This window comes from Methanoculleus sp. (assembly GCF_035363275.1).
GTDB lineage: Archaea > Halobacteriota > Methanomicrobia > Methanomicrobiales > Methanoculleaceae > Methanoculleus.
Genome location: NZ_DAOSET010000038.1, coordinates 1 through 22,178, shown reverse-complemented (window position 1 = coordinate 22,178; position 22,178 = coordinate 1). Strand labels below are relative to the sequence as shown.

Genomic DNA, 22,178 nt, shown 5'->3' with positions numbered 1-22,178 from the left:
GCAAGGAGCCCCGGCACCATGCTCACCACCATGATCAGGGCGAGCATGAAGATCGTGAACCCCACGAGGAAGTCAAGCGACAGCACCCCGTCGTCCGCCGTTCTTATACGACCACCTCCCCGGTGTCCGAGCGGAACACGAGGGTCTCCATCCCCGCGTCCGAACGGATGGTGACGGTGTAGACCCCCTCGGCGAGCGCAATATCGACCGTGTCGGCACCGAGTTCCGTCATCGCGGCCGAGAGCGTCTCATTCGCGAGAAGCTCCTCCGGGGGGAGAACCGCGGTGAGGTTCACCTCTTCCGCGGGCAGGGGGGCCGGGAGCGAGATCTCCTTCCAGCCCGCGATACCGAACGTGACCCAGCGGACCTCCTCCCCGTCCCGGAGGCCGAGCGCCCAGGAGGTCGCCCGGCCGTCCGGGTCCGCGCCGGTCCCGAGCACCAGGTGCACCTTGGCGCCGGTGACGTCGAGGCCGCCCTCAGCCCCGAGCAGGTCGAGTTCCGCAAGGGCCGCAGTGAGGGTCGTGCCCTCCGAGGGTTCCGGCAGATCGATGGGGGTGATGCCGCCGCCCGGCGGTGGTGGGGACGCACCGAGGCAGCCGCAGACGGTACAGAAGATGCAGAGTGCGGCAAGAAGTGCCAGAACGCCCCCGGAGGTTCGTATCTTTTCAAAGCACGGGGACTCCCGACCGGTACGGGTAAGGCTGATATCGTCGACCTTCGTTCGAACTGCATCGGACCATCGTGGGGGCATCCAGGACTCCTCCATGCCGCGAGCCGCCGGGTTCGACCGACGGCTGTTGAGGTAGAGCAGTCATTATACGCGATGGTGTATATATAACCATCTCACATGCCCCGTCAACATTCTGCCGTTCGGGCCGGATATGGGAAATGTGCAGGTATCCCGCGGCAAAAACATTTCGCCGGAGGTGCGCTTTTTCAGCCCGGAACGCCCCGGTCTATATATACTGGAGGGGCCGGTCTGCGGCCTCCGCCGCGGTGTCGTAAGATTTATCCCCCAGTTCGTAACAACAGACTGTGCAGGGTAAGCAAATGAGTACTATCACATCCCCTGGCACACCGGGAGAAGGACACGGACGGTTCGCCGAAGCGGCCGCCTTCCATGGTCACGTCTGCCCCGGCCTCGCGCTGGGATACCGGGCGGCCGAGACCGCCCTCGAGCGACTCCGCTCCGGCCGGGCTGAGGACGAGGAACTCGTCACCATCGCCGAGACCGACGCCTGCGGCGTCGACGCCATCCAGGTCCTGACGGGATGCACCGCTGGAAAAGGAAACCTCTTCTTCAAGGACTACGGGAAGCACGCCTTCACGTTCATCAACCGCCGAACCGGCGATGCGGTTCGGGTGGCGGCAAACCCGTCGTTTAACATCGACTCACTCGACCCCGGCCTCGCGCCGCTCCGGGCGCGGGTGATGCAGGGGCGGGCCTCCGACAAGGAGCACGCCGAGTTCCATGAGCGGACAGGTCGCATCGTTGAGGCTCTCCTTCATATGCCCGCAGAGGAGCTCTTCTCCATCCAAAACGTCGACGTCGAGATCCCGGAGCGGGCCCGGATCTTCCGGTCGGTGCCGTGCGCAAAATGCGGCGAGATGACCGCCGAGTCCCGGGTCCGGGTCGAAGACGGCGAACTCGTCTGTTACGCCTGCTCGACGGAGTACTCCCGGCGTGGGTGAGGGATCTCCTCCTCACCGCACTATTTTTGCGATCGGGATCTCGAGGATGTCCTCGGCGCCCGCGGCCTTGAGCGGCGGTATGAGGCCGTTGACGAGCCCTTTCTGGACCACCGTCTGGATGCTGAAGTAGTCGATGCCGTGCAGCCTGCCGACGGTAGGCTTCTTCATGGCCGGGAGGACCTCGATGACGCGGTCGAGCGCGCTCGAGGGCACGTTCATCGTCAGGAGCACCTGGTGGCGGGCCTCGATCACCCCGAGGAGGAGGGTCGCGATCTCCTCGATCTCCCGACGCTTCTCCGGATCCCGGAGTGACTCGTGGTTTGCAAGGAGCGCGGTGTGCGACTCCATGATCTGTCCGATGATCTTCAACCCGTTCTTCCTGAGCGTGCTCCCGGTCTCGGTGAGGTCGACGACGATGTCCATCAGGTCGGGGACCTTCGCCTCCGAGGCGCCGTAGGAGGGGAAGAGCCTGACGGGGACCCCGATGTCTGTAAAGAACCGCTCCGTGAGCCGGGGATACTCGGTCGTCACCCGGCTCTCCGGCCGGATGGCGGCGACCTCGTCGATAGGCTCGTCGCGGTGGACCGCCACCACGATCTTCACGTTCCCGTCCCCGGTCTTGCTGTAGGAGAGGTTCGCGACCTCTGTGACATCGGCGCCGCTCTCCTGCACCCAGTCGAGCCCCGATATCCCGAGGTCGAAGTAACCCATCTGGACGTAGAGCGGGATCTCCTGCGGCCGGAGGATCTTTACCTTCCCGATCCGGGGGTCGTTGATCCGGGGGTTGTAGTCGCGGTCGGTTCGCCTGACCTCGAGATCCGCCTCCTTGAAGAGCTGGAGCGTCTGCGCCTCAAGGCTCCCCTTCGGGAGCGCAATCGTTATCATGAAGAGATGATCGGGCGGAAAAAGGGTTAAATGTGGTGATATGGTTTCAGGCGATGGTGTGGATGACGAGCCCCGAGAGGAGTTTCGGCTCGAACCAGGTGGACTTCGGGGGCATAACGCCGTTCGCATCGGCGATCGCGAGCACCGTCTCGACCGGAACCGGCTGCATGGCCACGGCGAAGGCGTACTCCCCGGAGTCCACGAGTTTCTCAAGGGCAGAGAGCGGTTTCGCCCCGCCCATGTAGTGGAGCCTCGGGTCGCCCCGGGGGTCGGCGATGCCGAGCATCCCTTCGAGGACATCCTTCTGCAGCACCGAGACGTCAAGCGACCCGATCAGGTCGGTGGGGTCTCGAACCGGCCGGGCGGCCTCGTACCAGGTCCCCTGCAGGTAGAAGTGCATGACATGCATCGGCACGTCTCCGGCCGCGAGCGGCGTGATCTGGTAGCCGGAGGAGTCGACATTCCTGTAGGGGCGGATCTCCCACCCCGCCGCGAAGAGCGCGTCGACGAGGCCGGGGAGGGTGTAGTTGCCGAGGTCCGTAACAAGCCGGCTGTAGCCGTGGATGCGGACCCGGTCGTGGGCGAAGAGGACCGCCATGAACTTCCCGGCCTCCTCGGTGAACCTTCCCTCGCTCCGGCGCCGTTCCGCAACGTTCACCGCCGACTTGGCCCGGTGGTGCCCGTCTGCGATATAAACCTCCGGAACGTTCGCAAAAAGGCCCTCGAGGCGGGAGAGGGTCGTCTCGTCGGTGAACCGGTAGACCTGGTGGAGCACGCCCGATGCGGTCGTGGTGCTTCCGTCAGGTTCCGCCTCGCCGATGAGGGAGTGAACGTAGGGGAAGATCCCCCCGGGATCGCGGTAGAGCAGGAAGACGAGGCCGGTGTTGGCGCCGACCACGTCGATGTGCCGGGTCCGGTCCTCCTCCTTGTCGTACCGGGTGAGTTCGTGCCGCCGGATCCGGCGGTTCTCGTAGTCCTCTGTTCCCACGCAGCAGACCAGCCCGACGAACTCCTCGCCGTCCTGGACGGCCCGGTAGACGTACATCCCGGCCTGGGGGTCCTGTGCCATCAGGCCGTCTTCAAGCATGCTGAGGAAGACCTCCCGCGCCCGTTGGTAGACCCGGTCGTCGTGCGGGGGAAGGTCGGGGAGTTCGGCGTCGGGCCGGCTGACCCGCAGGAAACTCAGAGGGTTCTTCTCGATGCACTCCCGGGCCTCCTCTGCCGTCACCACATCGTAGGGCACGGAAGGAATCTCTTCGGCGTACCGTCGCTCCGGACGGACTGCCGCAAACCGATATATCTGAACCATAACTACCGCCACTCGTATGTGCCTACTATTTTGTCTTCTGAGACTATATTAGATGAGGCACTCCATGAGGGAGCGATCGGTAACTATGATGCCGCTTCAACTTACTATTCACCGGGCGCAGCCCGTAGACATTCCGCAGGTAGTTGCCGTCGAGAAGGTAGCGTTCGTCGATCCCTGGGACGAGAGAACGTTCCGGGAGTCGCTCGCGTACTACCCGGAGACGTTCTTTGTGGCCAGAAACAACGGGGACCTGGCCGGGTTCGTTGCAGGGGGCATTGAAGACACGGGAGAAGAGGTATACGGGCATATCATGAACCTCGCGGTCGCCCCGGATTACCGGCGCCAGGGGATCGGGCAGCACCTCATCCGCCGCCTGGAACAGGAGTATACGGTTCTCGGTGCAAGCGGCGTCCAGCTCGAGGTCCGTGTCACCAACACCGGCGCCCAGGAGTTCTACCGCCGCCTCGGTTACCAGGCGGTCTTCCAGATCGCCGGCTACTACGCCAACGAGGAGGATGCCCTGGTTATGATGAAGTGGTTCCGGTTCTAAGACGCGACTGCCGGAACGGCAGGAGCGGGAGAAAACGTGGAGCGTTTTCGACTCGCGATGGTTCGTAGAACGACGTTCCAGAGGAACGGAGTTCTGGAAACCCGTGGGGTTTCGAGAACCGGAGCGGGAGCACCGGAGGTGCGAAGCGTTTTCGACTCGCGATGGTTCGTAGAACGACGTTCCAGAGGAACGGAGTTCTGGAAACCCGTGGGGTTTCGAGAACCGGAGCGGGAGCACCGGAGGTGCGAAGCCGGAACCGCATTCGCTTATCCCCGACCGTGCTCCTGGTGAGCCCGGGCCAGGTGCTGGGCCGCGAGGGCGCCGAGGAGGGAGAGTTCCCCGGCAAGCACCCCGGCGGCAACGATCTCGGCGAACGCCTTCGCGTGGGCTCCCGGCGGGTCGCCGCCCCCGGCGACGCCGAGCATCGCGAGGCATTCGTGCTGGGTATCGACCCCCGTCCCGCCCCCGACGGTCCCCACCGGGAGGGAGGGGAGGGTGACCGAGACATAGACCCCGCCTTCCACCCGGTCGACGGTGGTGATCGCGGTGCTCCCCTCGACGACGTGGGCGGGGTCCTGCCCGCAGGCGATGAACGTCGCGGCGACGACGTTTGCCGCCTGGGCGTTGAACCCGAACGAGGCCGCCCGCGCCGAGCCCACCAGGTTCTTCCTGTAGTTGACCTCGGCGAGGGTCTCCGCATTGGTCTTCAAGAGGTCGGCGACCATCGCGTCGGTGAGCCGCACGCCCGCGACCACGGTCTTCCCCCGGCCCCGGACCAGGTTGATCGCCGCGGGTTTCTTGTCGGTGCACATGTTCCCGGAGGTGGCGACGAGGCGGGCCCCGGTCTCCCGCTCGATGAACTCCCCTACCTTCTGGCCTGCGATCGTCACCATGTTCATGCCCATGGCGTCCTTGGTGTCGAACTCGATCCGGATGAAGACGTTTGTCCCGGCAACGTAGGTGACGGCTTCAAGGAACTCCCCATGTCGTGTGGTGCTCTGCGCGGTCTCGCGGATCTCGGCGGCGTGCTCCTCGACCCAGGCAACCACTTCGCGGGCGTGGACGACGTCACGGGCGGCAAAGACCGGCGCCCGGGTCATCCCGTCCCGCATGATCCGCACGTCCGCACCGCCCGCCCGGCTGATCAGGGAGCACCCGCGGTTCACCGAGGCGACGAGCGCCCCTTCGGTCGTCGCAAGGGGGAGATAGTACGACCCGGCGGCATACTCGCCCTTCACCCGGAGTGGCCCCGCGACGCCGAGCGGCACCTGCACCGTGCCGATCATGTTCTCGATGTTGCGCTTCACCACCCGGTCGATCCCGATGGAGAACGACCCCACTGCGGGGAGGGGGGTGCCGGTCTCGCCCTCGACGAACGCCCGCCGCACCCGGACCGCCTCTTCCGGCGGGAGTTCCTTCTCGAGCGCATAGAGTTTGAGGGAGCCGTCTTTCAGCCTCTCGATGTACTCATCCATGAATAGTATGAGATCGCATACCTAAAGATGGCTGGTGGTCGACGTGCGAGAGGATCAATGGTGCCTTGCGGTGCCGAAGCGAGAGGCCGAGCAGACACGGCGCCGGCTGCTTGACGAAGGGCTCCTCGACCGGCGGTATAAGCCGCGCTCCGAGGGGGATACGGTCCTTCTCCCGGTGACGGAGGAGATGCCCGGGGTAGTCCGCTGTGCGTTCGAGACCGTGCCGGAGCACGTCGACCTCCCGCGGCACGAGCTCGTGGGTGGGATCGCCATCATGCAGGAGAACGACCCGGAGGGCGCCCGGCGGCTCCTCGCCTCCCGCCCCTCCCTCGAGACCGTGCTCTTCCCGGAGACCCCGGTCGAGGGGGAGTACCGGACCCGCCGGTTCGCCGTCCTTGCAGGGGTCCCGTCCACCCGGACCCGGGTGACGGAGTACGGCCTCTTCTTCGACGTCGACCTCGCTCTCGCCTACTTCTCCGCCCGGCTCTCGACCGAGCGGCAGCGGGTCCTTGATCTCGTGGGAGAAGGGGAGCGTGTGCTCGACATGTTCGCCGGCGTCGGACCGTTCGCGATCACCCTTGCCCGCCGGGCCGGGCTCGTCGTTGCCGCGGACCTCAACCCCGCCGCCGTCCACCTCCTGATTCACAACATCGCGCTCAACCGGGCAAGAAACGTCATCCCGGTGCTCGCCGACGCCGCCCACCTCCCCGGGCTCGGGTTTGCCCCCTTCGACCGGATCGTCATGAACCTCCCGCTCGCCGCATCGGTGTTCCTCCCGGCGGCCGCCCGACTCTGCCGGGACGGCGGAACGATTCACCTCTACGCGCTTGAGGAGCAGGAGAGCGAGTACCTCCCCCTGATCCGGGCGGCCACGAACGGCGAGGTCACCGAGCGGCAGGTCCGGACCTACTCGCCGGGGAAGTGGCACGCGGTCTACGACATCACCGTGGAGAGAGAGGGGGGCTAGTTTGTCAGGCTCCCGGAACCCTGCGATGAAACGTGAAGGGCAGTAGCATTAGAGACGCAACAGATAGCGTTCTGAGATCTAACAGATCGGAATAACGAAACTATGGGAAAAGACCGGTACACTGGACTGTGGGGCAATCGCCATGAGGGGGGAGGGGACAGGGGAGGGGGGAGCATCCCCCCTCCCCGTCAGCCCCACCCCAGACGCGATATCCCCACGGAAGCCGTGTCTGGGCATGATTCCTGAAGTATGACTGATCAACAGGGCAGAGTGGTGAATATTAAAGCCACGAAGGGGAATGGCAACAACCCTCTGCCGAACAGTGCGTGAATCATCAGTGGAGGATAGTATGGGATCCCTTTCGCGCGGGACCCCCAAAAGAGTAGAGGGTCACTCCACCGGCACGAACTTCGTGCCGTAGTGGATGGTGCCGCTCTCGCCGTCCGCCGTCACCCGGCGGAAGACGCTTTTGACCCGCATCCCGATCTTCGCCTCCTCCGGGAGGCAGGCCACCTGGGTGGTGAGCCTCGGCCCCTCGTCGAGTTTCACAATCGCGAGGACGTAGGGCGTGGTGTGGTCGAACTGGTCGCTTGCCGACCGGATCACCGTATAGGTGACGACCGTCCCCTCGCCGGTGAACTGGTGGTCGACGATATTGCCGCTCCGCCGGCAGTCGGGGCAGAGCGACCGGGGCGGGAAGAAGTACCGCCCGCAGGTCGTGCACTGCGTCCCGACCAGGTTATACCGCTGCGGGATCTTTCTCCAGAACCGTGATACCGACATTTTTACACCCCCAGGATGTGCACGACGACGGTTGCACCCGTGCCGCCGACGTTGTGGGTCATCCCGATCTCCGCATCCACCTGCCGGGCCCCGGCATCGCCGCGGAGCTGGGTGACGACCTCGCAGATCTGCTTGATCCCCGTCGCGCCGACCGGGTGGCCGCAGGCCTTCAGCCCGCCGCTCGTGTTCACCGGGATCTGCCCGCCGAGCGCCGTCACTCCGTCTGCGGTGAGTTTCCCGGCCTCGCCCTTCTTGCAGAAGCCGAGGTCTTCGATCGCGCAGATCTCGGCGATCGTGAAGCAGTCGTGGACCTCGACGAGGTCGATATCCTTCTGGCTGAGGCCTGACAGGGCGAACGCCCGTTTGCCTGCGGCGACCGAGGCGTCCAGGGTGGATATGTCCCGCCGGTCATGGAGCGCGATGGTGTCGCTCGCCTGGGCGCTTGCGAGCACCCGCACCGGCGAGTCGGTGAACTCGCGGGCGCGCTCGAGCGGCACCACCACGACCGCCGCCGCACCGTCGGTGATCGGCGAGCAGTCGAAGAGCCGCAGGGGGTCGGCCACGAGCGAGGAGTTGAGGACCGTGTCGACCGTGATCCGGTTCCGGAACTGGGCGATCGGGTTCTTTGCCCCGTTCTCGTGGTTCTTGACCGCGACCTCGGCCAGCTGCTCGCGGGTGAGCGGGTAGCGGTGCATGTAATCGTTTGCGATCATCGCGTAGAGGCCGGGGAAGGTCGCCCCGGCGAACCCTTCCCACTCGCGGTCCGCGGCGCTCGCGAGCATATCCACGCTCGCCCCGGTCCCGACATCGGTCATCTTCTCGACGCCCGCGGCGACCACGACGTCTTCCATGCCGCTCGCGACCGCGATCACGGCCTGCCGGAAGGCAAGTCCGCCGGAGGCGCAGGCCGCCTCCACCCTCGTCGAGGGGGTGTTGTTGCTTGCCAGCCCGGCGTAGTCCGCGATCAGGGCCCCGATGTGCTCCTGCTCGACGAACCGCCCGGCGCTCATGTTCCCCACGTACAGGGCGTCGATCTTCTCGCCGGAGAGCCCGGCATCCTCGAGCGCCAGCGCTCCGGCCTTCACAAAGAGGTCCCGGAACGACGTGCTCCAGTGCTCCCCGAACTCCGTGCACCCTATACCGATTACTGCTACGTCTCTCATCTCTGCATCACGATCTTTCCCTTGTGTTTGGCATACAGTGCATAGTCGAGGTAGGTCGGGTTGGCGAGCAGTTTCTCAACGCTCGGTGCCGCCGCCCTGTTGAATTCTCCGGACTCAATGGCATCGGTGACCGTGATATCGAACGCGTCGCTCCCGGCCCCGGACCCGAAGGAGGTGACGAAGATCCGCTCGCCGGGTTTTGCCACATCCAGCGTCGCCGCAAGCCCGATCATCGATGCGCCGGAGTAGGTGTTGCCGAGCCTCGGCACGACGAGACCGGGCCGGATCTGGGCGTCGGTAAACCCGAGCATCTTTGCCACGCGCTGCGGGAACTTCGCGTTGGGCTGGTGGAAGACCGCGTAGTCGTAGTCCTTCGGGGTCGTCCCCGCCTGCTCGAGCATCAGCCGGGCGGCGCCCTGGACGTGCTTGAAGTAGCCGGGATCGCCGGTGAACCGACCGCCGTGGCGGGGATAGTTCTGGCCTTCACGCCGCCAGAAGTCGGGCGTGTCGGTGGTGAACGAGCAGGTCCGGTGGATCTCGGCGATGGGGTCGGCGTCGCCGATGACGAACGCCGCCCCGCCGGCTGCCGCCGTATACTCGAGCGCGTCCCCCGGAGCACCCTGGGCCACGTCGGCACCGATGGCAATCCCGAACGGGATCATCTTGCTCTTGACCATGCCCATGCAGGTCTGGATGCCTGCCGTTCCTGCCTTGCACGCGAACTCGTAGTCGGCGGCGGTCATGTTCGGGGTCGCCCCGATCGCCTCGCCGACCGTACAGGCCGTGGGCTTGACCGCGTAGGGGTGGGACTCGCTGCCCACGTAGATGGCGCCGATCGCGTCGGGATCGACGGCTCTCCGCCGGAGAGCGGCACGGGCCGCCTCGACGGCGATCGTTGCGGTATCTTCATCGAGATCCGGGACGGACTTCTCAAAGACCCCGAGGCCTCTGGTGATGTCGTCTGCGTTGGCACCCCATACCCGGGCGATCTCCGGGACTTTAATCCGGTATCGCGGGATATAGACGCCGTATGAATAGATGCCTACCATAGTTTTCCTCGTAGTGAAGTGATGATCGTCTCGACATCCATCTGCGTGCAGAGGACGGTGATCCGGTCGCGCTCCGCAAGCCCCGGTATCAGCGGGTGGACCTGTTCCGGGGTTATCCCCTGCAGCACCACGCAGCGGGGCTTGAAGGGGGTGACCCGGATCGCCACCATGGGGGACTTGCCGGTCGAGACCTCGGTGAAGATGAGAGCACGTTCCGTGCTCCAGCCGTAGATGCGGTTGAACTCGCTCGACGAGAGCTGGAGGATCGCATTGAGGCTGTTGATCACTGTATACCCATAGACCGTCTGGTCCATCGGGCCGCAGAGTGTTGCGGCGTCGATGGCCCCGGCAAAGTCGGAGAGGCTCACGGGAGAGGCATACTCGTGGATGTCGTAGATGACGTCTTCGTCGAATTCGCTGTACAGGATTTTTGCGAATTTGTTGATGAACCGGCCGCCGTTGTCCTCATCGATTGCGAGGATCGTATCGACGATCTTGCCGACGATGGCGGTTCCCGGACTTTTTCGTCGTCCGCTTTCGTAATCGCTGATAACTGAAGGCGAGACCTCAAGGCGTTCGGCGAGCACCCCCGGAGGGATGTTGAAGCTCTGCCGCCACTTCTTGAGGGCCTGACCCGGTGAGTCCGAGAGCGTGATCTCTCCTGCCATTTTCTCGGCAAGTTGATGCCGCACTCCGGATTTCATGCAGGTACTGTTGACACTCCGACTTAAATAATTAGCGTATGCCATTTCGACATTTCACGAAGTGGGCCGACCCGGATCGTTGCGCAACCCGTATATAGTATGCATCTCAATTATGGTATAATGGTTGAAGCGGAAGACCTGCAGTCCTTGAAGACGATTGCCCTGCTCGGCGGATGCCGGGGCCCGATCTGGCTCTCATCGCAGTCTCTCGGGAATGAACTGGGGATCAGCCCCCAGACCGCCTCCCGGCGATTGATCGCGCTTGAGCGGCAGCAGTTCATCATCCGGTCGATGAAACCCGACGGCCAGTATGTCGCCGTCACCCGGGAGGGCGGACAGGCGCTGAAGCGGGAGTACACGGATTACGTCAGGATATTCAACCCGGAGCAGAGGCAGTACGTCCTCGCCGGGACCGTGATAAGCGGCCTCGGCGAAGGGCGCTACTACATGAGCATCCCTCACTACAAGGAGCTGTTCGGTGAATGCCTGGGATTTGAACCCTTCCCCGGCACCCTGAACATCAGGCTCGATGCGGCGAGCATCGAGGTCCGCAAGCACCTCGACCACGCCGGATGGATCGACGTTCCGGGATTTACCGCCGATGAGCGGACGTTCGGCGGCGCCAGGGTTCTTCCCTGCCGCATCGACGGCCGGAGATGCGCGATCGTCGAGCCCTCTCGCACGCACTACCCGGAGGACATCATCGAGGTCATCGCCGGATGCGAACTCCGGAACGTCCTGAACCTGAATGATAACGATACAATCGAGGTGGAGATTACCCATGATTGATGCAGCCATAGAGGCCCTCGCAAGGGGCGAATTCGTCCTGCTATACGACTTTGACAACCGGGAGCGCGAGACCGATTTTGCCATCCGGTCCGACGCCGTCACGCCCGCCCACATCCGGCAGATGCGCAAAGACGGCGGCGGCCTGATCTGCACGGCGGTGCATCCCGAGGCGGCAAAGCGGCTCGGTCTGCCGTTCGCCCACGACGTCCTGCGAGCCTGCAGCCTCGTCGAGAAGGACGGCGAGGTCCCTTACGACCCGAAGAACCACTCCTCGTTCTCCCTCTGGGTGAACCACCGCGAGACCTATACGGGGATCACGGACCGGGACCGGGCCCTGACGGTCACCGCCATCGCGGACGAGGTGAGAAAGTCGCTCAACGGCGGGGGTCACGACTTTGCCGCGCACTTCCGAACGCCGGGGCATATGGCGCTCCTCCGGGCCGCCGACCGGCTGCTCGACGAGCGGCGGGGGCAGACCGAACTCTCGATCGCCCTTGCCGCCATGGCTAATATCACGCCGGCGGTCACCATCTGCGAGATGCTGGACGACGAGACGGGGTTTGCCCTCAAGAAGGAAGATGCGGTGGAGTATGCGCGGAAGCACGGGCTCGTCTTCGTCGAGGGACAGGAGGTCCTGGACCGCTGGGAATCTCAAAAGCCGAACGTCTGACCTCCTCCTCTTCCCGCCCCTCCGGGTTCTCCCTCCCGAAATGTTCCGGGAGGGCCTTTTTTACACATTGCCGGGAGAGTGCCGGAATGTGCGTGGGATTCATCGCGATGCCGTAAGGAAGCGTTGCCCGTGCGTTTCCAAAAACAATATATATAATTGTACGGCATCATAAACGGATGAAAAGAGATGCCGTGGCATACTTGAATACAAGAAAGAAGGGGGATTTTGCAGCACAAAAGAGTGAAGTCGAGAACTATTGCAAATATCGATTCCAGATTGTCAATATCTTCCATGACCACCGGGCGAATGCAACGCCTCCCGAGAAGCGGAAGGGCTTTGCCGAGATGCTGGAGTACTGCGCCGCGAAGAACTGTCCCGAGATCGTCATCTATAGTCTTGCAGATCTTGCCCGGGATATGGACGTCGGGCTTGCGACCCTCAACGCCTTAAACGACCGATACACGGTTTACTGCGTGCATAACGATTTCCTGGGGTCCCGCGACGACCCGGAGCAGAGAAGAGAGGCCGTCGCAAACTTCGTCGCGTACATGGGCCAGTACCGGGAGAACACCCACAAGACTGCGCTCCTCCCCTCGAAGAAGACGGAGAAGGGGGGAGACGGGCGGCCCATCGGGAGGCCGAAGGCGCTCAACGAGGGCCAGGTCGAGGCCCTCATCACGATACGACAGGCCGGGACGAGCATCAGCCAGATCTGCAGGATGTTTGACGTCAGCAGGAGCACGGTCAGCAAGATCCTGGCGGACTACCCCGAACTGAAGGGGGAGTGGAAGGGGGCCCGGCAGGAGTCCCCGGAGGAGTGACGTAGTCGAAGGGCACCCGGTCGGCAAAGAGGACACTGAACCATCTCTCCGGCCGGAGACGGCTGATGACGAGACACGCCTGAACAACGAGAGAATAATTGGGCATGGCGGCGACATTGATACGTTCCATTCCCTTCTTGCAATAATTCCCGAGAGGGCGACAGGATTCTTCGTCTCCTACAACAGTCGCGGAGGAGTTACAGCGAGAGACGATCTCCTGATGAAGTTTGTCGATCGGTTCTATCCCGCCTCCGCATCCACCGCGCCCGCAAAAGATTCCGGAACGCCCGCCGGAAAATATACCGGGACCTACCAGCCGACACGTCACAACTACCAGACGTTCGAGTTCTATCTCACGCCGCCCGGGCAGATACGTATCGAACAGGGAGAGAAGGCGCTGTTGTTTACACCGAGCGGAAGCCCTCCGTCCGAATACGGCGAGGTCGCTCCCGGTGTCTTTGCGCAATCGAGCGGTCAACTGACATCTTACGGGAACCTGGTCTTTCGTGAGGACGAGCAGGGCACCATAGACTTCCTCTGTTTCGAAAACCTGCCTATCTTCGCGTTCGAGCGGGTAGCATGGTTTGCAACCGATCCGTTCACCGACGGCGTGAAGAATACCGGCCTCGCGATTCTCCTGACGGTTTTCGTATGGCCGATCATGGCCGTATCCCGGCGGGTCTACGGTGCTACCAGATGAACGCGATACGCCACTCTCCGTGTATGTCCGCCTGGTGGCCGGAGCGGCCTTCCTGCTCTTCGTCGTCTTCGTGCTCGTTCTCCTCCCGGCGGTGATGGGCGATATGACACTCCTCAAGTCGTACATGTTCGGCCGGACGGTTCCTCTTGCCCTGAGCGCAGTCATGACCGTCCCGGTCATTGCCGTGCTTTTATCGGCCGTGGCCGCCACCTCTGCCGTCCCGGTCTGGAGGCGGCGCTCCTGGTCCGTATGGCACCGGGTGCATTACAGCATCGTCGTTATCGGACTGATCATGCTGGCGTGGTGGGTCAACTTCTGGAACCTCTTCGTCTTCAGGCTGTGAGAGGACAAGATCCATCATTTCTGGATGGCGGGACCTCCTCCCGGTCCCTCGTCAGGCATTTCCCGTAAGCCCGGACGGGTCCCTGCGGTAGTACAGCAGAGGGGACGATATTGCACCGGTATCGCGCCGTGAAGGTTGCCGCCGGAAGCGAATAATGCGGCGGTTCCGCAAAAAAGGGTTTTCGGAGGTAGAGCCTCTACAGCTGAACCTGCGAGAGGGCGTCGTAGACGATCTTCCGGTAAACGTCCGGCCGCGTCCCGTACTCTTCCTGGGCCTTGTTGGAGTCCTCGGTGGTCCCGAAGGCGTCAAGCCGGTCCAGGGTCTCGCGGGCAGTGTCGAGAACCCAGATGTCGCGGGTCTCGTGGTCCACGACCGAGATCGACTCCGCACGGACCGAGACGAGACAGGTCCCGTCCGGGGTCGTGTAGAGGTTCGGCTTGCCGACGACGGCGACGAATGCCGGCGGCTCGATCCGGGCGAGCTGCTGCATCGCCTCGGGCTGGTAGGACCCGGCCATGATGAAGAACGTCCCCGTCGGGTCGACTACCCTTCCGCGGTAGAAGACGTTCTGGTCGCCCTGTCGCTGCTTCTCCGTGAGGGTCCCGACGATGAAGATGCGGTTGCTCCGGATGCCGCTCGGGAGGAGGACATAGGTCGGGCTCTTCTCGTCCTCGCTCTCCTTGAACTGGTACCGGGTCTCGCGGAGTTCGTTTGCAAAGACCCGCCGGGCCGGCTCACGCTCGAATGCGCTCTGGGGTTTCATGCCGCCTCACCCCCGGCACGGTTTAGCAGTGAAGCCAGTTCCTCGGATTTGAACGTGACCGGGGAGCAGGAGTCGACGAGCAGCCTGCCACCGAACTCGTTCCCGCTGCAGGTGTAGTAGCGACCGAGGACTGCGTTCCGGATCCGGTAGAAGATCTCGTCCATACCGAGCGGGTTCGTCTCCGCGATCCCGACGGCCTCATCGAGGGTGATCCCTGCGAGTTTCTCGACGATCTCGCGCTGCATCAGGATGTTCTTGGCGCGGATGCCGTCGTCTAAGACCGCTTTCAGCCGGAGGTCGTAGCGAAATTCTGGCTGGATCTCATGCACCGGGCAGTAGTTCTGCCGGGAGAGGGTCCGGTTGCAGCCCTCGACGGGGCAGCGCTTGATCAGGCCCGAGCCCGGAGCGATATGGACGAGCGCACCCTGGATCTCGGTCTCGTTCCGCCCGACTTCGATGTCTCCCTCGTCGGATATGTACATCGCGGTGTTCAGGGCGAGGGAGAGCCTGCCGTTGTACTCGTCAACAGTGGCGTAGAAGATGTTGTAGACCGTATTGAGGTCCAACTGATCTTTGCCCTCTTCCTTCCAGATGACGAACTTGATGGTGCCGGTCTCGTCGCCGAGGAGCCCCGTCTGGAGCATCCTGTCGTGGGAGACCTCCCAGTTCTGGATGACCTTGGCCCGCACGCTCCCTACACCCGGCTTCAGTTCGGCGACCGGGGTGATCGAGGGGAGGAGCGGTGCATCCTTCTCCATCCGGGAGATGGTGGTGCCCGAGTGGATCTTCAGGTTCGGTGCGCCTTTGTACTCGTCGACGACCGCGGACTCGATCCGGTACCAGTGGCCGTACTCCATCACGGGGGCGTTCGCCCGGGCCCAGGCGACGAAGCGCATGGCGCCGCTCGAGTCGGCGATGATCCCGTTCTGCGCGATCGAGGGTGAGAGTGATGGGGTCAGCGAAACAATCTTCCCCTCGATCGTCACCCACTCACCGGGGGTTATCTCGCTTATCGGGCGGAGCTCGGTGGAAGTGCTCCCGACACCGGTGAGGTTGTACTCGCGGGCGAGATCACCCGTCACCGTCCGCTCGGCCTCGGCGGTGTTGACGCCGAACTCCTCGACAAGACGGCGGAGGCGTGATTCGATCTTCTGCCGATCGGGCTGTGCGCCTTTTGCTTCAAGTTTCCGGGAGATTCTCTCTGTTACCTCTGATAGGTTCATACTTACATCTCCAGTCTATACTGTGACTCCCCCGGGTATTAAGCCTCGGCGTGCGGTGTGAAAGTGAAACCGGGTCCCTCTCCGGAACCCCCGCCGGTGGGGCCGATGGGCAAAGAGCGCGCCGGCGGGAGTCTGTCTCCGCTGCCGCTTCATGCGTGCGGACGGGAGAGCCGGCAGGCGTCTCCTCGCCGGGGAGACGGGGCCGTTCTGCCCGGCAGAGGTATCCGCACCCGGCCGGGACGGCCGGATGCGCCGTTCCGGGGTTCGCGGCAGGATCGTGCGATCTCCGTGCCCGCTCCTTCAACGTATAAATAGGGGCAGGGACAACATCAGGTGTATGGTATTAAATGCGGACAGTACAATCGCGGACCTCCTTCGGGAGAAGCCCGACTCAGCACAGGTTCTCTTCCGGTTCGGGATGGGTTGCCTTGGCTGCGCCATTGCAAATAACGAGACGATCCGGGAAGCCGCCCAGGCGCACGGCGTCCCCCTCGATGAGATGCTCTCTGCCCTCGGCATCGCCGAGGCGTGAACTGCACCCTACAACCGCTTCCTGAGGCGCTTGAGCTCCGCGAGAGCTGCCTCGGGATTTCTTTTCACGTAGTCTGCTATCTCGGGGACGTGCAGGAGCGTACATCCCGTGCACGCCCAGACCCTGCCGCCGCTCGAACTCTCGATCCACTCCCCGAGGTCCTCGTCGGCACAGGGGTAGTGGGGGCAGTAGCAGTAATCGCACCGCTGGCCCGGGAAGTGGCAGGGGTAGTACGGGCAGCCCTCCTTCTGCCACTCCACCCAGTGCTCCCCGCCGTAGCGGCTGTAGATGAAGAACGACGGACCGTCCCGCCGGACCTTCCCCTGCTGCCGCGCGAGGGCCTCCGGGAGCCCGTGCAGGACGGCCGCATGGACCCGCCTGCCGACTTCGGTCAGCGTCCCGGCGTAGGTGTGCGCTTGAGCGGCGTCACGTTCGCAGGCGACGGCGACCGCGTCCGTCGTGGTGCCGGGAAACTCGTAGCCGAGGTTGTGGAGCGCCTGGGCCTTCGCCCCGGTCGCGGTGATGATCGTCTCGAGGAGTGCCGCGTCGCACAACCCCTCCCGGCTGTAGACGATGATGTTGATGGTGTGCGGAGAGGCAGGTGCCCCCGTCGGGTTCGTCACCCCGGCGGTGACGAAGACGGTGACGAAGTCGTACTGGAGTACACAGAGGTGCCGCATATCGACGGCGGTCAGAAGCCCGAAGCACTTGCGGGAGAGGCCGTATCGTGCGGTGAGAAGGTCGAGGTGGCGCCGCGGGTCGTCCTTGAAATCGTGCGGCACCGTCTGGTTCAAGACCGTCGTGACGTCGGAAAGACCGCCGTTGATGCCGGTGCTCGCCGCCCGGAACCGGCCGCGCAGGAAAAGAGCGTCGTCTCTGACAAAATGCCTCATACGACGGTGTAGTGAACCCGGTCTTTTAATTCTTGCTGTTTGCCCGCGTTCCAGCCGGCAACATCCTGGAGGTATCCGGTGACCCTGCTGATCTGCACGACGTCGTGGCTCCCGCACTCCGGGCAGACGGCATGGCCGCAGAGCGGGCAGTACTCGATCGTCTCGACGATGGAGTGGTGGCAGTCGCAGTGGTCAAGCGGGCACATGACCTCCAGCGTTGTCTCGCCGCAGTGGGGGCAGGGCGTCTCGTCCACGACGAAGTGGCAGGTGTGGCACTTGTACCGCCGCTCTTCTGTCGGGATTTCGTCGAGGCTCCGGTACTTTTCCGCCAATTTCTGCTGTTCGTGGCTCCAGTTCATGATAGCAGTATCGTCAGGCGAACATATAATTCTTCAGATGGTGCGGCGTGAGCCGCATCCGCCTCAGACCACTCATAGGGCTCGTCATCTCCCTGGCGGGATCGGAACGGAGAACTCATCACCGGCGGATGCGGGAGAGGCGTTCGGCCTCGGCTGCCGGATCTTCCGCCTCGTAGATGCTCCTGCCCACGATGATCCCGTCGACCAGGGGGGCCACCGTATCGAGGTCGCCGCCCTGGGCCCCCACGCCCGGTGAGTAGATCGCCTTCTCCCCGACGATCTCGCGGAGCCGGGCGATCCGGTCCGGGCGGGTGGCGGGGGCGATGATCCCGTCGGCCCGGCAGGCGACGGCGAGCGTCGCGATCCGCTCGGCCACACCCCCATGGAAGAACTCGGTCGCCCCGGGATGGCTCATCTCCGCGACGATGTAGGCGGCCCCACCCTGGTTGTGCGCCACCTCGACGCAGGTCCGGGCGGCATCGGCCCCCACGAAACCGTGGGCGATGACGGCGTCAAAGCCGGCTGAAAAGACCGCTTCACAGATGAGGCGATTGGTGTTCGGGATATCCGCGACCTTGAAGTCGGCGATGAGCGGGAGACCGAGGTCCGCAAGGTCGCGAACGATCGAGAGGCCGGCCGCGAGGACGAGGGGGTAGCCGATCTTGACCGCGTCGATGAAGGGCGCACAGGACCCGGCAATCCTCGCCGCCTGCTTCCGGTCGAGGACGTCGAGAGAGAGGATGAGCTCGGTCATCCTTCCAGCCTCTCCAGGGTCGCGGCCACCAGGAGCGGCAGGTTGATCGTCGCGTCGCCGTAGACCGTCACGGCGGTCGCCTCCCGGGTAAGTTTGCCCCACGACCGGGCTTCGTCGAGCGTCGCGCCCGAGAGGCCGCCGAGGTCCGGCCGGTCGCCGGTGAGCTGCACCGCGTAGTCAAACCCACTCTCGGTCATCAGTTTGCTCTGCAGGATGTAGTTCTTCGGGACGCCGCCACCGACGAAGAGGGCTCCGGCCCGTTTAGCCTCAAAGCACCTGTCAAGGAGCCCGGGCATATCGTCGAACGCGCTGACCGTCACCTTGTGCGTCTGCGAAAAGAGCCAGTACTGCAGCCCGATCATCGAGTCCTGGATCGCCGGGCAGTAGACCGGCACCCCGGCCTTCGCCGCCTCGGCCAGGATCCCGGTCGTGAGCCTGCTGCCGATCCGGTTGAGGAGGCCGGAGATCGAGACCGTCGAGCCTTCCGGGATGGAGGAGTAGACGTCCTGCATGAACTCTTCGAACCTGATGAACGCTTCGTTCGGGAGGAAGATGTCGTAGATCCGGTTGACTCCCTCCTCGCAGAGTTCGGTATCTGAAACCTGGCAGGTCCCATGGTAGTGGTGGCAGCCGATCGCCTCGATGGTGTCGTGGGTGAGGTTCGCCCCCGTCGAGACGAGGACGTCGATGTGCCCCTGCCTGATGAGGTCGGCGACGATCCCGCCCATGCCGCCGGGCACCATGGCCCCCGAGAGGCCGAAGAACTTCAGGGCCTTCTCGTCGCGGAGCATCCGCTCGTAGATGTTGACCGCCTGCCAGAGGGAACCCCCGTTGTAGGCGCCGGCTTTCCCGAGTTCGTCGACGAGTTCGCCGACCGTCATACCGGGGCGCACCCGTGCCTGTTGTACCGCATCCCCATATTCGAAGGTCATGATAATGTACACCAGTCTCTTACGGGATCGTTGGCGGTCATGCACGATAATAGATCGTCTCCTGGAGAGGTCGCCGCGAAACGCTCCCCGGCGTGCCGCCCGAGGAGTATGATCGGGAGACCGGGACGGAAACGAGGCAACCGGTAAAAAGTGTTGGGTTCTTGCGGGAATCCGGGGATGGACTCCCGCTGTTAGACAGGGGATAACTGGTTATCCGACACGGGATGATCCCGCCTGTCCCGCCGTGTCGGGAAGTCCGGGTGTGTACCGGAGCGTTCTCTATGAGCGGACTTTCGGGGCCGGAAAACGAAAGGAGCATCCAGAGGGCTTTTTTCGTCTCCGTTCCGTGCATGTTCGACCGCGAATCCGTACGGCATCCTCTCGGCCCTGGTCGCCCGCGGGTGGCAGCCTTGCGGGCGGACATTGCCGGAATGCGTACTCACCGCTGATAGTCGGCACGGGATCACCAGGGATTAGTTAACGCACAAACATTATAAATCTTTTTTTGTAAAGTCTATTTATTTTACCTGGCCGGGCTCCCGGCCGCACTCCCCGCCCGACCGGAGCACGGCCTCTTCCCACGCAGGGACGCCGCGCACCAGCGGCCGTGCAAGGTGCCGGCGGGCGGTGGGGGGGACCTCATACCAGCCCGGGCTGATCCGGCGCTCGACCTGCTCGACTTCGGGCTCCCGGCTGCGCTCGCTGCAGACCCGGCACTTGTAGCCTTTCCCCGCCCCGGCACTCGTCATCCGCCTCCCGCAGACCGGGCAGAGCGGCGGGTGGATCCGGACGGTGTCCGCAAGGCGGCAGATGCCGATCTTCTCGAGATTGAGGCTTCCCCCCTTGTAACTCCCGGCCACGGCCACCCCGTCGCCCGGGACGAGGGCTCGCACCACGTCCCGGAAGCCCTTGGTCGGTTCGTAGGCCATGCACCGGACCTCGCCTTCTTCGTCCACAAGGGGGAACGAGACGTGGCCGCCGACCCCGGTGACGGCCGGGCCCGCGACCGTCCCCCGCACCAGGTACGAACGGCCTTCCCGGAGTTCTCCGACCGTCCCCGGGGCCAGGTGGGCGTCTGTCCCCTGGTTGGTGGCATACACCTGCTCGCAGGCAGGCTCCTCCGCGACGACGTACGTGCGGGCTTCCCTGACCCACGCCGGGCTCTCCCCCCGGATCCCGAAGAGGACCGGATCGGGCGTGTGGGGCACGCAGACCACCACGTCGTTTGCCCGGTCCACCGTATCCCAGGTACGGGGGTAGGTCGCCTCCTCGGCGCAAAAGAAACTTGCCCGGTCCACCTGCCGCGGGGCGCCCCACCGCTCCTGCTTCCGGTAGGCGAGCAGTTCGTAGGTCCGGTCGGGGAGATCGCTTGCAATCGCGGCCGTTGCGCCGATAAGCCCGCGCCGGTTCTTGTAGCCGCGATACCGGGCCCCGACCGACTCCAGCACCTCGATTGCCTCCTCGACGGTGCAGAACTCCCGGAGCGCCGCGCGGTAGAAGTCCGGCGGCGGCCGGAGGCGGGAGACCGCCACGCCCGGGTTGGTCGCGGGGGCGTCGAACTCCGCAAGTTCCTCGACGCATGTCGAGGCGAGCCGGAACCCCGTCTCCAGATTCCCCTCGGCCTCGATAGAGACCGCCGCGTTCCCCCGGGTCTTGTGGATGACGTTCGGATTCAGCCTGATCAGCCGGACATCGAGGATGCGCATACCCACTTGCGCGAGCCGCCGCACCAGGACCGCCCCGATATAGGTAGTGCACATCCCCGCGGGGGAATCCGTATCATCGATCCCGATCCACATGAACCTATATTTTATATGTTCTCCGGCTATATCGATTCTTACGGGTTATGACACAGGATCGCCTCCCCCAGATGGTCATCAGCATCATGCTCCTTGCAGGCTTCGACGTCTCGGAGCGATGCAACATCCGTCCGCGGAGCTTCGACCTTATCGCGAAGAAAAGCGACACCCTCGTCATCATCAAGGTTGCTCCCCACATCGACGGCGTGAGCGCCGATATCGCCCGCGACCTCAACCTGATCGCCCGGCACCTCCAGGCCACCCCGCTCATCGTCGGAGAGCGGGCGCGCGATACGGAACTGGAGCGGGGGGTCGTCTACATCCGCTACGGCCTCTTCGCCCTCAGCCCCGAGACGCTCTACGACTACTTCGCGGAAGGGCTCTCACCGATGGTCTACGCCTCACCGGGCGGCCTCTACGTGAAGATCAAGGGCGACCTCCTGCGGGAGGTCCGGGAGCGCTCCCGGATGTCGCTCGGCGACCTCGCGTCGCACCTCGGGGTCTCCCGCCGGACGATCAGCAAGTACGAGAGCGGTATGGGGACCACGCTTGATATCGCCATCCGGCTTGAGGAACTCTTCAGCGCCCAGCTCGTCGAGACGATCGAACTCGTCGATTACCGTTCCCCGGAGCCCGAGGGGCCTCCCGAATCCGCGACCGGCGATGTCCTCGTCGATCTCGAGCGCATGGGAATGGAGATCCACGCCATGCGGCAGGCCCCGTTCCAGGCTCTGGCGCTCTTTGAGAAGCATACGATCCTGACGGCATACGGCACCTCCCAGAAGGTCGTCAAGCGCGCCTCCCTCATCGGCAACATATCCCAGATCACGAAGACGTTTGCCATGTGCGTCGTCACGGATTACAAAAAGCAGAAAAAGATCGGCAAAACCCTCCTTATCGGCGAAAAGCATCTTCACACCCTCGAAGACGGCTCAGAACTCATAGATATGATAAACGAGTGAGTAGTTTTATATAGAACTACAAACCTACCTTTCTATCGCTTAACAACGGTGATACCTATGT

Annotated in this window: 25 protein-coding genes; 10 read left to right on the top strand and 15 right to left on the bottom strand. The window is 63.8% G+C overall.

All coding sequences use genetic code 11. From position 1 onward, the window contains the following. Positions 1 to 103 precede the first annotated feature (103 nt). Complete coding sequence (locus PLN84_RS09260; protein ID WP_292384159.1) at positions 104 to 751, bottom strand: hypothetical protein; 648 nt, start codon at positions 749 to 751, stop codon at positions 104 to 106. Positions 752 to 1,050: 299 nt separating this feature from the next. Here PLN84_RS09260 and PLN84_RS09255 point away from each other — a divergent pair, with 299 nt between their 5' ends. After that, the gene (locus PLN84_RS09255; protein ID WP_292384161.1) at positions 1,051 to 1,692 is read left to right on the top strand and encodes an FmdE family protein; all 642 of its coding nucleotides are present in this window, start codon (positions 1,051 to 1,053) and stop codon (positions 1,690 to 1,692) included. Between the two features lie 12 nt (positions 1,693 to 1,704). Here the strand turns inward: PLN84_RS09255 and hisG are convergent, their stop codons facing one another. Both hisG and PLN84_RS09245 read right to left on the bottom strand, forming a co-directional pair. Next, on the bottom strand, positions 1,705 to 2,577 hold the full coding sequence (gene hisG, locus PLN84_RS09250) for an ATP phosphoribosyltransferase (protein WP_292384163.1): 873 nt from the start codon (positions 2,575 to 2,577) through the stop codon (positions 1,705 to 1,707). 46 nt (positions 2,578 to 2,623) lie between these two features. Next, on the bottom strand, positions 2,624 to 3,886 hold the full coding sequence (locus PLN84_RS09245) for a DUF1015 family protein (protein ID WP_292384165.1): 1,263 nt from the start codon (positions 3,884 to 3,886) through the stop codon (positions 2,624 to 2,626). Positions 3,887 to 3,971: 85 nt separating this feature from the next. Here PLN84_RS09245 and rimI point away from each other — a divergent pair, with 85 nt between their 5' ends. Continuing rightward, positions 3,972 to 4,436, top strand: a complete 465-nt coding sequence (rimI, locus tag PLN84_RS09240) for a ribosomal protein S18-alanine N-acetyltransferase (RefSeq protein WP_292384167.1) — start codon at positions 3,972 to 3,974, stop codon at positions 4,434 to 4,436. A 266-nt stretch (positions 4,437 to 4,702) separates the two neighbouring features. Here rimI and hmgA read toward each other — a convergent pair whose 3' ends face one another. Then, on the bottom strand, positions 4,703 to 5,911 hold the full coding sequence (hmgA, locus tag PLN84_RS09235; RefSeq protein ID WP_299953747.1) for a hydroxymethylglutaryl-CoA reductase (NADPH): 1,209 nt from the start codon (positions 5,909 to 5,911) through the stop codon (positions 4,703 to 4,705). Between the two features lie 43 nt (positions 5,912 to 5,954). On the opposite strand from hmgA, the gene PLN84_RS09230 reads away from it, so the two are divergent. Beyond that, positions 5,955 to 6,878 carry a class I SAM-dependent methyltransferase family protein gene (locus PLN84_RS09230; RefSeq protein WP_299953768.1) on the top strand — a complete coding sequence of 308 codons (924 nt, stop codon included), beginning with the start codon at positions 5,955 to 5,957 and terminating at the stop codon, positions 6,876 to 6,878. Between the two features lie 390 nt (positions 6,879 to 7,268). Here the strand turns inward: PLN84_RS09230 and PLN84_RS09225 are convergent, their stop codons facing one another. Genes PLN84_RS09225 through PLN84_RS09210 form a run of 4 tightly spaced genes read right to left on the bottom strand, consistent with a single transcriptional unit; the run spans position 7,269 to position 10,577 of the window. After that, complete coding sequence (locus tag PLN84_RS09225; protein WP_292384183.1) at positions 7,269 to 7,661, bottom strand: Zn-ribbon domain-containing OB-fold protein; 393 nt, start codon at positions 7,659 to 7,661, stop codon at positions 7,269 to 7,271. Positions 7,662 to 7,663: 2 nt separating this feature from the next. Further along, the gene (locus PLN84_RS09220; protein WP_292384185.1) at positions 7,664 to 8,824 is read right to left on the bottom strand and encodes a thiolase domain-containing protein; all 1,161 of its coding nucleotides are present in this window, start codon (positions 8,822 to 8,824) and stop codon (positions 7,664 to 7,666) included. Beyond that, entirely contained in the window at positions 8,821 to 9,873 is a 1,053-nt protein-coding gene (locus tag PLN84_RS09215) for a hydroxymethylglutaryl-CoA synthase (protein ID WP_292384188.1), read from the bottom strand. The genes PLN84_RS09220 and PLN84_RS09215 overlap by 4 nt, the downstream gene beginning before the upstream one ends. Beyond that, complete coding sequence (locus PLN84_RS09210) at positions 9,867 to 10,577, bottom strand: helix-turn-helix domain-containing protein (RefSeq protein WP_292384189.1); 711 nt, start codon at positions 10,575 to 10,577, stop codon at positions 9,867 to 9,869. Before PLN84_RS09210 ends, PLN84_RS09215 begins: the two co-directional genes overlap by 7 nt. A gap of 120 nt (positions 10,578 to 10,697) precedes the next feature. Here PLN84_RS09210 and PLN84_RS09205 point away from each other — a divergent pair, with 120 nt between their 5' ends. The 5 genes from PLN84_RS09205 to PLN84_RS09185 all read left to right on the top strand — a co-directional run bounded on the left by PLN84_RS09205 (position 10,698) and on the right by PLN84_RS09185 (position 13,900). Beyond that, positions 10,698 to 11,366, top strand: coding sequence for a DUF120 domain-containing protein (locus PLN84_RS09205; protein ID WP_292384190.1), 669 nt, complete (start codon positions 10,698 to 10,700; stop codon positions 11,364 to 11,366). Continuing rightward, positions 11,359 to 12,036: a 3,4-dihydroxy-2-butanone-4-phosphate synthase gene (gene ribB / locus PLN84_RS09200; protein ID WP_292384192.1), complete on the top strand. Its 678-nt coding sequence runs from the start codon at positions 11,359 to 11,361 to the stop codon at positions 12,034 to 12,036. Before PLN84_RS09205 ends, ribB begins: the two co-directional genes overlap by 8 nt. A gap of 176 nt (positions 12,037 to 12,212) precedes the next feature. Beyond that, positions 12,213 to 12,857, top strand: coding sequence for a recombinase family protein (locus PLN84_RS09195; protein ID WP_292559144.1), 645 nt, complete (start codon positions 12,213 to 12,215; stop codon positions 12,855 to 12,857). Between the two features lie 220 nt (positions 12,858 to 13,077). Continuing rightward, a complete protein-coding gene (locus PLN84_RS09190; RefSeq protein ID WP_292384196.1) occupies positions 13,078 to 13,557 on the top strand; it encodes a hypothetical protein in 480 nt (159 codons plus the stop codon). Next, positions 13,544 to 13,900: a hypothetical protein gene (locus PLN84_RS09185; protein WP_292384198.1), complete on the top strand. Its 357-nt coding sequence runs from the start codon at positions 13,544 to 13,546 to the stop codon at positions 13,898 to 13,900. Before PLN84_RS09190 ends, PLN84_RS09185 begins: the two co-directional genes overlap by 14 nt. A 196-nt stretch (positions 13,901 to 14,096) precedes the next feature. Here the strand turns inward: PLN84_RS09185 and PLN84_RS09180 are convergent, their stop codons facing one another. Together PLN84_RS09180 and PLN84_RS09175 are read right to left on the bottom strand one after the other, a co-directional pair. After that, the gene (locus PLN84_RS09180; protein ID WP_292384200.1) at positions 14,097 to 14,663 is read right to left on the bottom strand and encodes a nucleic acid-binding protein; all 567 of its coding nucleotides are present in this window, start codon (positions 14,661 to 14,663) and stop codon (positions 14,097 to 14,099) included. Continuing rightward, positions 14,660 to 15,886 carry a nucleotide-binding protein gene (locus PLN84_RS09175; RefSeq protein WP_292384203.1) on the bottom strand — a complete coding sequence of 409 codons (1,227 nt, stop codon included), beginning with the start codon at positions 15,884 to 15,886 and terminating at the stop codon, positions 14,660 to 14,662. Before PLN84_RS09175 ends, PLN84_RS09180 begins: the two co-directional genes overlap by 4 nt. 337 nt (positions 15,887 to 16,223) lie before the next feature. Here PLN84_RS09175 and PLN84_RS09170 point away from each other — a divergent pair, with 337 nt between their 5' ends. Then, positions 16,224 to 16,418, top strand: a complete 195-nt coding sequence (locus PLN84_RS09170; protein WP_292384206.1) for a DUF1858 domain-containing protein — start codon at positions 16,224 to 16,226, stop codon at positions 16,416 to 16,418. Positions 16,419 to 16,426: 8 nt separating this feature from the next. On the opposite strand, the gene PLN84_RS09165 is transcribed toward PLN84_RS09170, so the two are convergent. From PLN84_RS09165 to PLN84_RS09145, 5 genes are all read right to left on the bottom strand, one after another. Then, positions 16,427 to 17,311: an adenosylcobinamide amidohydrolase gene (locus PLN84_RS09165; RefSeq protein WP_292384208.1), complete on the bottom strand. Its 885-nt coding sequence runs from the start codon at positions 17,309 to 17,311 to the stop codon at positions 16,427 to 16,429. Continuing rightward, positions 17,308 to 17,670: an anaerobic ribonucleoside-triphosphate reductase gene (gene nrdD / locus PLN84_RS09160; protein ID WP_292384210.1), complete on the bottom strand. Its 363-nt coding sequence runs from the start codon at positions 17,668 to 17,670 to the stop codon at positions 17,308 to 17,310. Before nrdD ends, PLN84_RS09165 begins: the two co-directional genes overlap by 4 nt. A gap of 118 nt (positions 17,671 to 17,788) precedes the next feature. Beyond that, a complete protein-coding gene (gene pyrF, locus PLN84_RS09155) occupies positions 17,789 to 18,424 on the bottom strand; it encodes an orotidine-5'-phosphate decarboxylase (RefSeq protein ID WP_292384213.1) in 636 nt (211 codons plus the stop codon). After that, positions 18,421 to 19,356 (bottom strand): deoxyhypusine synthase, encoded by a 936-nt coding sequence (locus PLN84_RS09150; RefSeq protein ID WP_292384214.1) that lies wholly within the window; start codon positions 19,354 to 19,356, stop codon positions 18,421 to 18,423. The genes pyrF and PLN84_RS09150 overlap by 4 nt, the downstream gene beginning before the upstream one ends. Positions 19,357 to 19,874: 518 nt before the next feature. After that, complete coding sequence (locus tag PLN84_RS09145; protein ID WP_292384215.1) at positions 19,875 to 21,155, bottom strand: tRNA(Ile)(2)-agmatinylcytidine synthase; 1,281 nt, start codon at positions 21,153 to 21,155, stop codon at positions 19,875 to 19,877. A 47-nt stretch (positions 21,156 to 21,202) separates the two neighbouring features. On the opposite strand from PLN84_RS09145, the gene PLN84_RS09140 reads away from it, so the two are divergent. Beyond that, complete coding sequence (locus PLN84_RS09140; protein ID WP_292384217.1) at positions 21,203 to 22,117, top strand: transcriptional regulator; 915 nt, start codon at positions 21,203 to 21,205, stop codon at positions 22,115 to 22,117. Positions 22,118 to 22,178 lie beyond the last annotated feature (61 nt).